This is a genomic window from Streptomyces fagopyri (genome assembly GCF_009498275.1).
Classification (GTDB): Bacteria; Actinomycetota; Actinomycetes; order Streptomycetales; family Streptomycetaceae; genus Streptomyces; species Streptomyces fagopyri.
The window spans coordinates 560,708-573,758 of sequence record NZ_CP045643.1; the positions used below are offsets into that span (position 1 = coordinate 560,708).

At 69.7% G+C, this 13,051-nt stretch carries 10 protein-coding genes and 1 pseudogene; 3 read left to right on the forward strand and 8 right to left on the reverse strand.

Features of this window, described 5'->3' with window-relative positions; all coding sequences use genetic code 11:
• Positions 1 to 298 precede the first annotated feature (298 nt).
• Complete coding sequence (locus GFH48_RS02385) at positions 299 to 970, forward strand: TetR/AcrR family transcriptional regulator (protein ID WP_153286635.1); 672 nt, start codon at positions 299 to 301, stop codon at positions 968 to 970.
• Between the two features lie 62 nt (positions 971 to 1,032).
• On the opposite strand, the pseudogene GFH48_RS02390 reads toward GFH48_RS02385, so the two are convergent.
• Positions 1,033 to 1,119: pseudogene (locus GFH48_RS02390) on the reverse strand (IS5/IS1182 family transposase); the annotation flags it as partial.
• Between the two features lie 33 nt (positions 1,120 to 1,152).
• Between GFH48_RS02390 and GFH48_RS02395 the strand changes: the two are divergent.
• Complete coding sequence (locus GFH48_RS02395) at positions 1,153 to 2,256, forward strand: Gfo/Idh/MocA family protein (RefSeq protein ID WP_153286636.1); 1,104 nt, start codon at positions 1,153 to 1,155, stop codon at positions 2,254 to 2,256.
• A 779-nt stretch (positions 2,257 to 3,035) separates the two neighbouring features.
• On the opposite strand, the gene GFH48_RS02400 is transcribed toward GFH48_RS02395, so the two are convergent.
• From GFH48_RS02400 to GFH48_RS02420, 5 genes are all read right to left on the reverse strand, one after another.
• A complete protein-coding gene (locus tag GFH48_RS02400; protein ID WP_153286637.1) occupies positions 3,036 to 3,581 on the reverse strand; it encodes a GNAT family N-acetyltransferase in 546 nt (181 codons plus the stop codon).
• 249 nt (positions 3,582 to 3,830) lie between these two features.
• Entirely contained in the window at positions 3,831 to 4,697 is an 867-nt protein-coding gene (locus tag GFH48_RS02405) for a carbohydrate ABC transporter permease (protein WP_153286638.1), read from the reverse strand.
• An 11-nt stretch (positions 4,698 to 4,708) separates the two neighbouring features.
• Positions 4,709 to 5,656, reverse strand: a complete 948-nt coding sequence (locus GFH48_RS02410) for a carbohydrate ABC transporter permease (RefSeq protein WP_153286639.1) — start codon at positions 5,654 to 5,656, stop codon at positions 4,709 to 4,711.
• Positions 5,657 to 5,668: 12 nt separating this feature from the next.
• On the reverse strand, positions 5,669 to 7,000 hold the full coding sequence (locus tag GFH48_RS02415) for an extracellular solute-binding protein (RefSeq protein ID WP_153292683.1): 1,332 nt from the start codon (positions 6,998 to 7,000) through the stop codon (positions 5,669 to 5,671).
• Between the two features lie 405 nt (positions 7,001 to 7,405).
• Complete coding sequence (locus GFH48_RS02420) at positions 7,406 to 8,479, reverse strand: LacI family DNA-binding transcriptional regulator (RefSeq protein ID WP_228120274.1); 1,074 nt, start codon at positions 8,477 to 8,479, stop codon at positions 7,406 to 7,408.
• A gap of 217 nt (positions 8,480 to 8,696) precedes the next feature.
• Between GFH48_RS02420 and GFH48_RS02425 the strand changes: the two genes are divergently transcribed.
• Positions 8,697 to 10,547, forward strand: coding sequence for a glycoside hydrolase family 2 protein (locus GFH48_RS02425; RefSeq protein ID WP_153286640.1), 1,851 nt, complete (start codon positions 8,697 to 8,699; stop codon positions 10,545 to 10,547).
• 261 nt (positions 10,548 to 10,808) lie between these two features.
• Here the strand turns inward: GFH48_RS02425 and GFH48_RS02430 are convergent, their stop codons facing one another.
• Together GFH48_RS02430 and GFH48_RS02435 are read right to left on the reverse strand one after the other, a co-directional pair.
• Positions 10,809 to 11,471 (reverse strand): lysophospholipid acyltransferase family protein, encoded by a 663-nt coding sequence (locus GFH48_RS02430; protein WP_153286641.1) that lies wholly within the window; start codon positions 11,469 to 11,471, stop codon positions 10,809 to 10,811.
• Between the two features lie 909 nt (positions 11,472 to 12,380).
• Positions 12,381 to 12,968 (reverse strand): hypothetical protein, encoded by a 588-nt coding sequence (locus GFH48_RS02435; RefSeq protein ID WP_153286642.1) that lies wholly within the window; start codon positions 12,966 to 12,968, stop codon positions 12,381 to 12,383.
• Positions 12,969 to 13,051: the final 83 nt, after the last annotated feature.

The window sequence follows — 13,051 nt, forward strand, 5'->3', positions numbered from 1 at the left end:
ACGACGCCAGTACCGATGCCGGCAACAGGGGGACGACTACTCCCGCCGCAGGCACGGCTCCCTCGGCCGGCTCCTCGCCGTGGCAGGTCACGCGAGCTCGAATGACGGGTCGCGGGTCCCGAGCCGCACCGGACCGCCCCTCCGAGGGCGGTCATCTTCCGAGGGCCGCTAATCTTTGAAGCCGACGCCACCCTCTGGCCCGGACCCGGTCCACGCGGGCCCGGCCCCGGACGGCCGCGCTGACGTGAACCCCGACCTCCGCAGCTGGGGTATCCATGGAAAGGAGACGTGCACGAATATGGTCGAGTCTTCCGCGCACGATGACGGAAAGACCACAGAAGTGCGCGAACCTTCTCGCCGGACGAGACCGCCATTGGTCAGTCTCTCCGATTCCGAGATTCTCCAGCGAGGCCTGGAGGCGTTCTCCGAACTGGGCTATCAGGGAGCCTCGGTACGTGAACTCGCCAAGCGTATGAAGGTGAGTCACAACTTCATCAATGACCGTTTCGAATCGAAGGAGATGTTCTGGCGCGCGGCCGTGGACCACGCTCTCAGAGACCCTCTGCGTCAACTTTTCGATGCGTTCGAAAGCACTACCGACGATGTCGAAGCATTCAAAACCGTGGTTCATGTATTTTATTCCCTCGCGGCGAACATCCCTCACATGAACCGGATCATGACCGCTGAGGCGGCTTTTGAGTCTGAGCGCCTGGACTACCTGTACAGCGAGTACACGGGCCCGTTCCTGGAGCGGGTCGAGCCGCTCGTGGAGCGACTCATGAGGTCGGGGAGAATGCCGGAGATGTCGATGGAGGTCCTCTTCAGCGCTCTGACCGGCCCCGCGGTCGTCCTGACCCAGAAGCAGTTGGGCCGCCGCATCCGGCAGGCGGGGGATCCGCCCGTCGGCGAGTGGGATCAACTGGCCCAGTCCTTGGCGGACGTGGTCATCCATGGACTGTTGAGAAACTGAGGCCTCTCAGCGTCGCCTGTCGAGCGTGAGGACGGCCTTGGTGATGACGATCATGGGGCGACGCGATCGGCGCGGCTCGGGAGACCTTGTCGCTCGCAGATCCGGATAATCTTGTGAGTGCGGGCTCCGGTCAGGTCGATGACGCCGCCGCCCGGGGCGCGGACGCGGAGAGGAACGGACACTTGAGCACAACACCCATACGGTTCGGCATCGTCGGCAGTGGCTGGCGGGCCGAGTTCTTCGCCCGGCTGGCGAGGGCACTGCCCGAGCGGCTGGCGGTGGCCGGCGTGGTGACGCGTTCGGCCGAACGCGTTGCCCAGGTGAAGGCGGAGTGGGGTGTCCCCGCGTTCCGAGCGGTCAGCGAACTGTGCGCCGCAGAACCGGAGTTCGTGATCCCGTCGGTGCCGTGGGAGATCACGCCGCAGGTCGTGCGGGAACTGGTCGCACATGAGGTGCCGGTCCTCGCGGAGACTCCGCCGGCACCCGACGTACGGGGTCTTCAGGAGTTGTGGGATGCCGTGGGAGGTGCGACACGCGCCGGGGGCGGCGGACTCGTCCAAGTCGCCGAGCAGTACACCCTGATGCCGGGCCACGCCGCTCGTCTGGCCCTCGTACGCGATGGAGTGATCGGCAAGGTCACGTCCGTCCAGGTGTCCTCGACGCACATGTATCACGCGATGTCGCTGATCCGGCACATGCTGGGTGTCGCCTGCGACCCCGTGACGGTGACCGCCCGGGCCTTCACCGCCCCGCTCGCCGATCCGCTGTCCCCCGGCGGCTGGTCGGACGATCTCACGCCCAAGGACGCCGTCAACACCCTCGCTCTTCTGGACTTCGGTGAGGGCCGCACGGGTCTGTACGACTTCACGGACAACCAGTGGTGGAATCCGTTGCGCGCCCGCCGGATCGTGGTACGCGGCTCGCTCGGCGAGATCGTGGACGACACGGTGGTACGGATGGCCGATCCGCGCACGCCCGTGGAGTCCGCGCTGACGCGTCGGCGAACCGGGACGGATCTCAATCTCGAAGGGCCGGAGGTGCACCACATCTCGTTCGACGGCCGGGTGGTGTGGCGCAACGACTACGTGGGCGCGAGCCTCTCCGAGGACGACCTCGCCGTGGTCGACCTGCTGTGCCGTACGGGGGCATGGGTCCGGGACGCCGGCCCGGAACCGTATCCGCTGGCCGAGGGCTGCCAGGACCATCTGCTGGCATTGGCCATCGAGGAGTCCTCGCGTACGGGAGCGCCGGTGACGACCGCTGTGCAGGCATGGGCGGCACGCTGATCCCACCGACCGCGCGGCTCCCCCTCATCACCTCGGACTCGTCCAGTGCCACGACATCGAGTTCGGCGACCTGCACCGGACCGTCGACGAGACGATCGACGCGCGCAGTGATCAAGACTTGTGGATGAGTTGGGCGGCTCGGGCAGTTCCCTGGCCTACGTGATGTTGGTTCGGTCGCGGGATGGAGAGGCGTGGTCAAGACCTGGGCTGGACGGCCGAGCGGGAGTATAGGGAGACTGGACAGAATCGGGACCTCGTCCTCCCGCTCGGGCAGCCTGCTCCTGACGCACGACCAGGACCCCCTCTCTCGAACGTGGCACCGGCCTCGACCAGCGGCACCCGGTGCGCGCTCGCCGCGGGCCCACACGAACACCACCATCTTGAACAACCGCCAGAGCCGGGGTCGTAGCATGCACAGCGTTCCCGCGCGGTGATGATGACCGAGGGCACGATGTCAACGATGGTGCGCGGCAGGTCCGTTGCGGTTGACGCGTGCCTCGCACCCGCAGACTGTGCATCTGCTGGTACTCCGGCGCGGCCGCCGCTCTCCTGCGTCACCCTCATCGTGCGTGCCACGGACACGGAGCAACGCGTACGGATCGGCGTCGGCGCGGCCTGCTGGGGCCTGGATCGCATCTTCACCGCGCTCCAGGCCCCCGGGCGTCGTGAAAGAACTGATCCCCTAGGACATCAACGCCGGCTTCGCGGTGTGCCGGGCCCACCAGCACGCCGCCGCTGGGAGGAAAAACGGGAGAGCTGCGGACGGAGCCATCGTCACGTCACGATGGCGCTGCGTAACAGCGGATGGCCACCGTCCGGTGCGGGCTCCACCGCTGCTCCACCGTGGCCATCAGCTTCCAGCCCAGCCGCTCGTACAGGGCTGCCGCGGCGGTATCGGTGGTGACGACGTCGAGTACCGGATGCAGGCCACGGCTCCGCGCTTCCTCCACCGCATGGCCGATCAGCAGTGCACCGATCCGGTGTCCTCTCGCCTGAGGGTCGACGAACAGTCTGCCGACCACGGCGGTCATGTCCCGCGTCGCCCCGTTCTGTTCGCTCCACAGCGTCGGTGCCAGATCACCTTCGCCGCCTGGCGACAGACTGACATGCCCGACCAGGCGGCCTTCGCGTTCGGCGACCCAGGAGCCCAGCAGGGGACCGCTTGACAGCCACTCCCCGGGCCGGTCAGGCCAGTTCACCGGATAGCCGTCAAGCCGATGGACCTCCGCGAGGACCCGTACGCACTCCTCGGCATCGCCATCAGCCCTCTGCCGGACGCGGACGCTCGGCCTCTCGCCAGGCTGCTCGGACCTCTGGATGTTCACTCCGGAATGGGAGCACGGGCCACCGGGCCACAACCAGCCACTTTCAGCACCGGCCCGAGGGTCGTGCGGAGCTGCCGTCTCTCGGTGCTGAGGTCCGTCCGGGTCGCGACAGCGCGCGACGCGCGTGCCGGCCAGACGGTCCGGCTCACCCACCGCACCCGCTCCATCGTCCGCGCGCGGCGGTGCCCCCTCCCGTCCCGGTCTCCCGGCGCGGGACGTGGCACCGCCGTGGTGGCGGGGTCGGGTGCGTCACTTGATGCCCGTGGTGGCGATCCCCTGCACGATCTGCCGCTGGAAGACCAGGAAGACCGCGATGAGCGGGATGAAGCCGAGGACCGAGGAGGCCATGACCTCGGCGTACTGGGGGCTGCTGGGGTCCACCAGTGAGGCGAGGCCCACCGGGATGGTCTGGGACTTGGTCTGGCTGAGGACCAGCAGCGGCCACAGGAAGGCGTTCCAGGAGCTGATGAAGGTGAGGATCGCGACCGTGGACACCGCCGGGCGGCAGATCGGCATGCAGACGTTGGCGTAGACGCGCCACCAGCTCGCGCCGTCGATGCGGGCCGCCTCGATCAGTGCCGTGGGGATGCCGCGGAAGAAGGAGTGGAAGACGAACACCGAGATCGGGGCCGCGACGGACGGCAGGACCAGCGCCCAGAACGTGCCGAGCAGGTGGAACGACCGGTACTCGATGAACTGGGGCAGTACCAGCGCCTCGGTCGGGAGCATCAGGCCGGCTGTGGCGACGGCCATGACCAGCCCCCGGCCGCGGAAGCGCAGGAAGGCCAGGGCGAATCCGGCCATCGAGCAGAAGGCCACCGTGAAGATCACGGCGAGTACCGAGATCACCAGACTGTTGAGGTACCAGGTGCCGATGGGATGGTTGTCCCACGCGGTCGAGTACGCGTCCAGCGACCATCCACCGGCGAAGATCGACGTGGGACTCTGGGTGATGGACGCGTCGTCGCGCAGCGAGGTGATCAGTGCCCAGACGAAGGGCACCAGCCAGATCAGGGCGAACAGGGTCAGGCACACGGCGCAGAGCCGGTTGAAGAGCTTGGCGCCGTTGACCGCGCCCTTCGGTTCGGCGGTCTGCGGCTGGGTGATGGTGGTCATGGGTCCTCCGCTCAGGCCGCGCTGCTGGTCGCGCGACGGCGCCGCAGCCCGTACCAGGCCGCCGAGATCGCGACGATGATGACGAAATACACCATGGTGGCGGCAGCGCCGTAGCCACCCCGGTAGGCGGTGAAGCCGGTGTCGTAGATGTACTCGATGACCGGTCGGGTGGACTGGTTGGGTCCACCGCCGAGCAGCTGGTAGATCTGGTCGAACACCTTCAGCGAGGCGAGGATCTGGAGGATCAGCACCAGGCTGGTGGTCCGGCCGAGCAGCGGCACCGTGATGTGGCGGATCTGCTGCCAGGGGCTCGCGCCGTCGATCGCCGCCGCCTCGTAGACGTCCGCGGGGACGTCCTGGATCGCGGCGGTGTAGAGCACGAAGTTGAAGCCGAACGTCCACCACACGGTCATCAGCACGACGGCGGTCCAGCCGCCCGAGGTGCTGCCGATGAAGTCCGGCACCGGCAGTCCGACGGCGTCGAAGACCTTCGGTATGAGGCCGATCTGCGGGGTGTACATCCACAGGAAGACCAGGGTCACCACGGAGGACGGTACGACGTACGGCAGGAAGAAGGCGATGCGGTAGAAGAGCCGGCCGCGGCGTATGCGCGAGGCCAGGATCGCGACGCCCAGGGCGAGGATCACCAGGGGAGGTGTGGTCAGCAGAGTGAAGAGCACCGAGTGCCACATGCTCTCCCAGAAGAGGGAGTCGCCGAGGACTTCGCGGTAGTTCGACAGGCCGACGAAGTCCCCGAGGCCGCTCTTGACGGTGGTGGTGTTGAAGAAACTCAGCACCACGCCGACGAGGAGCGGGCCGACCAGGAACAGCAGGTAGATCACGAGGAAGGGGGCGGTGAGCAGCCTGCCCGCCCGGCGTTCGGAAGGGGTGGGCCGGTCGGCGGCGAGTCCCGTGGGGGGTGCGGTGGGTGCCGGTCGCGTCGAGACGACGGTCGTCATGGTGACTGCCTCCTACTTCATCGTGACCGGCGGTCGGGACGTGGTGTACCGCTTCAGGGCGGAACGCATCGCGCCCGCCATGCCCTTGGGCGTGATCCGCCCGGTGAGGGCCTCGATGACCGTGCCGCCGATCACGCCCTGGAAGTCCGAGCCGGCGCCGGTGTACCAGGCGACCGGGTCGTACTGGGCGTTGAAGGCGGCCTCGACGTAGTTGCGTTGCGGCGACTGGTCGAGGAAGGCCTTGCTGTGCTGCGTCGGCAGCCAGGCCGGGATGTGTCCGCCCTCGGCCCACACCGCGCTGCTGTCGAGGAGGCTCTTGACGAACTTCGACGCGTTGCGGGTACGGGTGTCGTCACCGCGGTCGTTGCGCGGCAGGATCAGCGCGTGCGAGTCGGCGTACGCCACCGGCTTCGAGCCGAGCAGCGCCGGGAACGGCACCACGTTGAACTTCAGGTTCTTGACCGCCCGGTATGTCGGGATCTGCCACTCGCCGTCGAAGAGGAAGCCTGACTTGCCCGTGCTGAACAGGGCGTTGGCGCCGGCGCCGGTCAGGTTCTTCGGCATCAGGTTCGGGCCGGTCAGGCTCTGCATGAAGGCGACCGTCTCCTGCATCGCCTCGTCGTCGATGGCGATCTTCGTTCCGGAGTCGGTGACGATCGGGCCGGCGAGGCCGGAGTAGATCATGCTGAAGAAGCGCCAGGCGGTGGACGGGTCCGCCGTGATCGACATGACCGCGCCGAACTGGGCGCCGCCCGCGTCCTTCATCGCCTTCACCACGTCGGCGAAGTCCTCCTTGCCCTTGAGGGGCACGAGACCGTCGCCGGCGGAGTCGAGCAGGCCCGCCTTGCGGGCGATGTCCACGTTGTAGTAGAGGACGAAGGGGTGCGTGTCCAGCGGGACCGCGTACACCGTGCCGTCCACGGTGGCCTTCTTCCAGGCCGCCGGAGTGAACTTGTCCTGGGTGACGCCCAGTTCCCCGAGGGGGGTCCGCTCGATCGGCTCCAGCAGGCCGGAGGCGGCCAGCAGCGGTAGTCGCGAGAGGTGGGTGATGCCGACGTCCGGCGGTGTGCCGCTCGCGGTGGCCAGTGCCAGCTTCGTGTAGTACGGATTGCCCCAGCCCAGGATGGTCGCCTCGACCGTCGTTCCCGGGTTGGCCTTCCGGAACGCCTTCTCCATCAGCACCATGTTGGCGCCGTCACCACCGGTGAAGAGGTTCCAGAAGATGACATCCGCCGTATTCGGCTGCGAGCCCGTCAGGCCGGACGCGAGCGGGGAGGAGCACGCCGCGAGCCCTCCGGTCAGGGCAAGGCCACCGCTGAGGGCAAGAAACCGTCGGCGAGCCATCGCTCCGCTCATAGGGGTATTCACCTCGTTAATTCGATGTGAACTCGATGGCGCAGACCCTCGCACACGTTTTGCAACGATGCAATAGATCGATGGAGAGGAGTCCGCCGGACCACTCCCGCGACCCCGCCAGCCCGCTCCCGCGACCCCGCCGAGTCCGGTTCCGCGATCCCTCGAAGGTGGTTCCGCAGCGGTGCGGGGCGTGGATCCGGGGCGACATACGCGCTTCGCCGCGCCGGTCGGGGCTCGGACCACACTGCCTCACACCCTCACAAATCGGGCACCCTGGTGCGCGTGAACGCCGCGCCCGACGCGCCGGACCCAGCCTGCACCTGCCGGGCCGTCGTCCACCGCGACGGGGGTCACACAGCGACGGGCGTCACACCCCGCCCGCCGGGCCCCGGCTCACTCCCGCACGGACTCGCGGCGCGAGGACTCCCGGACGACCAGCCGGTACGGCGTGGCCTCCTGGGGCGCCGCCACAACCGCTCCCACCTGCGCGTCCTCCTCCGACTCGGCCCCCTCGGTCCCTCCGGAGGACTGCGGGGACCGCATCTGCTCCTCCAGCAGTGCCAGCGAACGCTCGGCGATGGCGTCGAGGTCGGGGGCGATGGAGGTGAGCGGCGGGTGGGTGTAGGCAGACTCCTGGATGGCGTCGATGCCGACGACCGCGACGTCCTCGGGCACCCGTACCCCGGAGGCGTGCAGGGCCCGCAGCGCGCCGACGGCGAGCGCGTCGTTGAACGCGAAGATGGCGTCGGGCAGCGGGCCGTCACCCTCCAGCAGCTCCCGCACCGCCTCGTAGCCCTGCTCCCTCGTCCAGTCCTCGACCGGTACGACCAGCCAGTTCACCCGCCGCACCCGGGCCGCCGACATCGCCTGCTCGTACCCCTCGGTGCGCTGGCGGCCGTTCTCGCTGCCGTTGCGGCCGAGCGCGACGATCCACCGGCAGCCCTGCTCCAGCAGGTGCTCGACAGCGGTCCGGGCGGCCGCCACGTTGTCGATGCCGACCCGCGGGAACTGGTCGCCGACACTGTGCTCACCCAGCATGACCAGCGGAAAGTCAGGCTTCTTGGCGGCGATGTCGCTCGCCGGGAGGGTCAGGGCGCTCAGCAGCACACCGTCGGCGACATTGGTCAGGCCGCCCTCGATGATCCGACGCTCCACCTCGCTGTCGCCCGCGGTCGACTCGACGAGCACCGTGATGTCGCGCCGGCCCGCGGCCCGGATGACGGCCTGGGCCAGCTCGGCGAAGTAGGGCTCGGCGACGAAGGGAACCGCGAGGGCGATGAAGCCCGTGCGGCCCGAGCGCAGACCGCGGGCCAGGTAGTCCATGCGGTAACCCAGTTCGTCGAGCGAGCGCTGCACCTTGGCGCGCGTGTCGGGGCTCACATGCGAGAAGCCGTTGACCACGTTCGACACCGTCCGCACCGACACCCCGGCGTGCTCGGCCACATCCCGCATCCGCACCCTGGCCACTGGGGCCTCCTTCCCGTCGTGTCGGCACTCGGAGCCTGCCGAGTGGCCTTGATCGAGCGCCCGACAGGCCCTCAGAGTCTGCCGCACCTGGGAGCCCCCGACTCACTGTCGCATCCCACCAGGCCTTGCATCGATGCAAACGATCACTCATGATGACAGGGCTTCGATCGTAGAAACGCCTATGCCGGGAATTCCGGAAAAGGCAGGAGGAGGATCCGTGAGGGCGAGCGAGCAGGACGGGACGTATCCGAGGCCGATCCTGCAGCGGGAGCGGTGGCACAGCCTCGACGGCGTCTGGGAGTTCGGGTACGACGACGAGGGTGAGGGCGAGCGCGACGCGTGGTTCTCCGAGGAGGCGACGGGAGTGTTCGACCGGGAGATCACCGTCCCGTTCCCACCCGAGGCCCCGGCCTCCGGCATCGGCGAGACCGCTCCGCACGCGGTGGTCTGGTACCGCCGCCGCGTACCCCACGCGGTTCTCGCCGTCAGTGGCGGCGACCGGGCGCTCGTGCACTTCGGAGCCGTCGACCACCGGGCGAGGGTCTGGCTGGACGGGCGGCTGGTGGCCGAGCACGTGGGCGGCCAGACGCCGTTCACCGCCGACGTGACCGACGCCCTGCGCCCCGGCGCCACCGAGCACGTGCTCGTCGTCCGCGCCGAGGACGACCCGGCCGACCTGGCCCAGCCGCGCGGCAAGCAGGACTGGCAGGACCGGCCTCACGCGGTCTGGTACGAGCGGACCACCGGCATCTGGCAGACCGTGTGGACCGAGACCGTCGCGGGACTGCACGTCACCGACCTGGCCTGGATCCCCGACCCGGCTCGCGGCGTCGAGGCCGAGATCACCCTGGCCTCCGTGCCGGCCTCCCCGCTGAGCGTGCAGATCACACTGAGCCACGACGGCGAGGTGCTCGCCGAGTCCACCACCGTGGTACGCACCCCGCGCAGCCGCGTCGACCTCGTCGTCCCCGCGCTGCGCAACGGCATCGACCGCGAGGACCTGCTGTGGAGCCCCGAGCGGCCCACGCTGATCGACGCGCGGGTGACCGTCCGCGACGCCGCCACCTCCGAGGTGCTCGACACCGTCGACAGCTACGTCGGTCTGCGCAGCGCCGGGGTCGGCCGGGGCGCCTTCCTGCTCAACGACCGCCCCTACTACGTGCGTTCGGTGCTCAACCAGGGATACCGTCCCGACACCCTGATCGCGAACTCCGGCACCGCCGAACTGCGCCGCGAGGTCGAGCTCATCAAGGCGATGGGCTTCAACGCGGTCCGTATCCACCAGAAGGCCGAGGACCCACGCTTCCTCTACTGGGCCGACCGGCTCGGCCTGCTGGTGTGGGGCGAGACCGGGGCCGCGTACGAGTACGGCACCGAGGCCGTGGAACTGCTCACCCGTGAGTGGCTCGACATGGTGCGACGCGACCGCAGCCACCCCTCGATCGTCACCTGGGTGCCGGTCAACGAGAGCTGGGGCTGCTCCGACATCGCGAACGACCCCGCGCAGCGGGCCTACACGGTCGCGCTCGCGAACCTCACCCGCGCCCTGGACCCGACCCGCCCGGTCATGTCCAACGAGGGCTGGGAGCACACCGACAGCGACATCATGGGTGTGCACGACTACTCGTCCGACCCCGAACTGCTCACCCGCCGCTACGGCGACGCCGCCGGATTCGAGGCGCTGCTGGCCTCACCGGGCCCGGCCGGGCGGACCCTCTCGCTCGACGCGCGGCAGACGGAGCGCTACCGCACCGGTGAAGTCCCGCTGATGGTCACCGAGTTCGGCGGGCTGTCCGTGGGCGCCGAGGAGGACGAGTTCTCCTACACGCGGACCAGCTCCGACACGCAGTACGCCGCCCTGCTCGGTGACATCTTCGGGGTGCTGCACACGAGCCCGATCGTGGCGGGGTTCTGCTACACGCAGTTCATGGACACCGCCCAGGAGACCAACGGCCTCCTCTACACGGACGGTTCGCCCAAGCTGCCGCTGGAGACGATCCGCCGCATCGTCACCGGCACCGAGCCCGCCCCCGAGGAGAAGCCGGAGTCCCCGGCCCAGGGCGGCTAGGACTCACCCCGTCGAATGCTGTGACCGCTCCATGCCCGGGAAGTCGCCACAGGCGCGGGGCGGGGAGATCCGACGGGTGCCGCGCGGGAACGGCCGTGGCCGTTCCCGCGCGTCGGCGACAGGTGGGGTGACAGGTGGCGGGAGCACCCGCGGGTGCCGACGCCGGGGCTCAACCGCCCCCGCGCCTGATGCAACGCCCCCAGCCCTGCCATGACCCGCGTCGTAGGAGCCGCACACGGCAGTTCACAGCCGCCGCGGTGGTCACGCGGCGAGCGCGGCCGGCTCGTCGAGGTGCGCGGCCGCCGTCCTCCACGCGGTGATCACCGCGGTGCGGGCCTGCGCGGTGCTTTCGGTGCTGTCACCGCTCAGGACGATCGGGGCGCCCACGTGGACGTGCAGGGCGGGTCGGCGCAGCGGCGCCGTGACGAGGCCCGCGATCTGCTTGATCATGCCGCCCGAGGTGACCCGGCGGGCGCCGGCCTGCCCGACGGGCACGACGGGGGCACCGGTGCGCTCGGCGAGGCGGGCCAGACCCGTGCGGAAGTCGCCGGGGGCCGCTTCCGCGGCGTCCTTGCGGCGGGGCAGACCGCCTTCGGCGTAGATGAGGACCAGCCGTCCCTGTCGCAGGGCATGTGCCGCGAGGTCGAGAGCGTCGGTGGCTCGCCGGTCGCGCCGGTGGACGGGGATGTGCCCCTCGCGGGTGAGGGCACGGCCGAGCACCGGGATGCGCCACAGCCCCGCGGTGGCCATGATGACCGGCGTGACGCCGAGACGGTGCAGGGCCGCGATGACGAGGGCGGGGTCGGCGAGGGAGGTGTGGTTCGCGGCGACGATACTGCCCGGCGTGAGCTCCGCGCCGGGGTCGCTGGTCACGGACAGCCGCCCGACGGCGGGTATCAGGGTGCTGGCGGTACGGCTGAGCATGAGCGGGCTCCCTGCTTGGCGATGGTGCTCTCCATCGTCGGTGCCGGTCACGGCCGGGGCCTGAGCAGTCGTACTCATCTTCCGGCTGCCCTACCCAGTCCGGTTGCCCTGCTGTCATGGGGACCTTGCCGGGTTACGGGCGGGGTGCGGGGCGGGGGCCCGGATGCTCTGCCGGGACCGTGCCGCCCGTGAGGCTCCGTTCGGCCGGGCACGCCGGAGGAAACACGCGGTGCGCCCGGCCTGCCGCCCCCGGGCCGGCACCTCGCCGCCTGCCCGCAACAAGGTGGTCGGGCCGCCACGGCCGTCGCGCCTGCCGGACTGCGTCCGTCAGGCCGAACTCGCGCTCTGCCGCCCGGCTGGAGGTGCCTCACCTCACACGGTCCGGGGCACCAACCCTGGAACAAGCGGGGACAGTTTGCCGTTCTTCTCCATGTGGCTGCGGAGGGGACAGTGTCCCCGGGCCTCACCTATAGCCCATGGGGACGATCGTCCGGCTGAAGCCCCATGGAGCCTTTCCGCCGCGAGGCGACACCCCTCCGCACGTCACCCTCTACGGCCCCGGCTGGTCTCCCCCGTCCAGTCGGGGCTTTCCCCTGCGATCGGCACCACGTGAGCGTGACGGTGACAGGCTCATCGGGGCAGCCACCCGGTTCCCCCGGCCTTACGGGTGGTGACCGAGGCACACACAGGACCACGAGTCGTCCCCACGCTTCTCGGCGTCAGGTGTGTCCGGGTGCGGCGTCGTGCGGAGGCAGCGGTGCGGGCGGTTGCTCTTGGTGTTCCCGGCGGAGCGTTTCCGAGGCATCGGCGCCGTCAGCCGGGCTGTGTCGTGGACCGCGAAGTCGTGCGATACGGCGGGCTGTTGCGAATCTCGGAACTCTGACGGCCGATGGCCTGGCACTGCCGGATTCAGTGCTCCCGGAGAGCTGCCCGCACCTGGCGCTCCAGGGTGCCCGCGATCGCCCAACTCGCCCCGCCGTCGAGGCGTTTCCAGCTGGTCGTGGGTCGGCATGTGAGGACGGCGAGGGTCCTGCTGTCGGTGACGGTGAAGTCCACGGACACGTGGATCTCAGGCCCGTAAGGCGACTTGCAGATGAGGACGGCCTGTCCGTGGCCCAGCTTCAACACCTCGGAAACCACCGGGGTCTGCGCTCTCTTGAGGGCATACAGGGTGCTGTCGGCCAACTGGAACGCCGTGACGCCCCGTGTGACTGCGGCCACCCGGCGGATGACGGGCAGCCGCGCCGCCGCCGGCTCCAGGGGCCGCCCGAAGTGGGCAGCCGTACGGACGGCGGTGGCCGTGTCCGGGATGCTCACGACCAGGGTGAACAGGACACCGCAGGTCAGCCCGGCGAGCGCGCTCTGCGTGAGCGCGGTCGTCCAGGGCGCCCCGTCGCCCACCAGCAGCGCCGCGAGCATGGCACCGCCGACCACCAACGCGGTCAGTCCGGCGGCGGGCGCGACGCGGCCGACCACCGCCGACCAGTACGTGATCATCGATCGCACCTTCGCGCTTCCATTCGTTCAGGCCGTTCGAGCCGGCTTGCAGAAGATAGCTCCTCCGGGGACCGGCCGGTCCG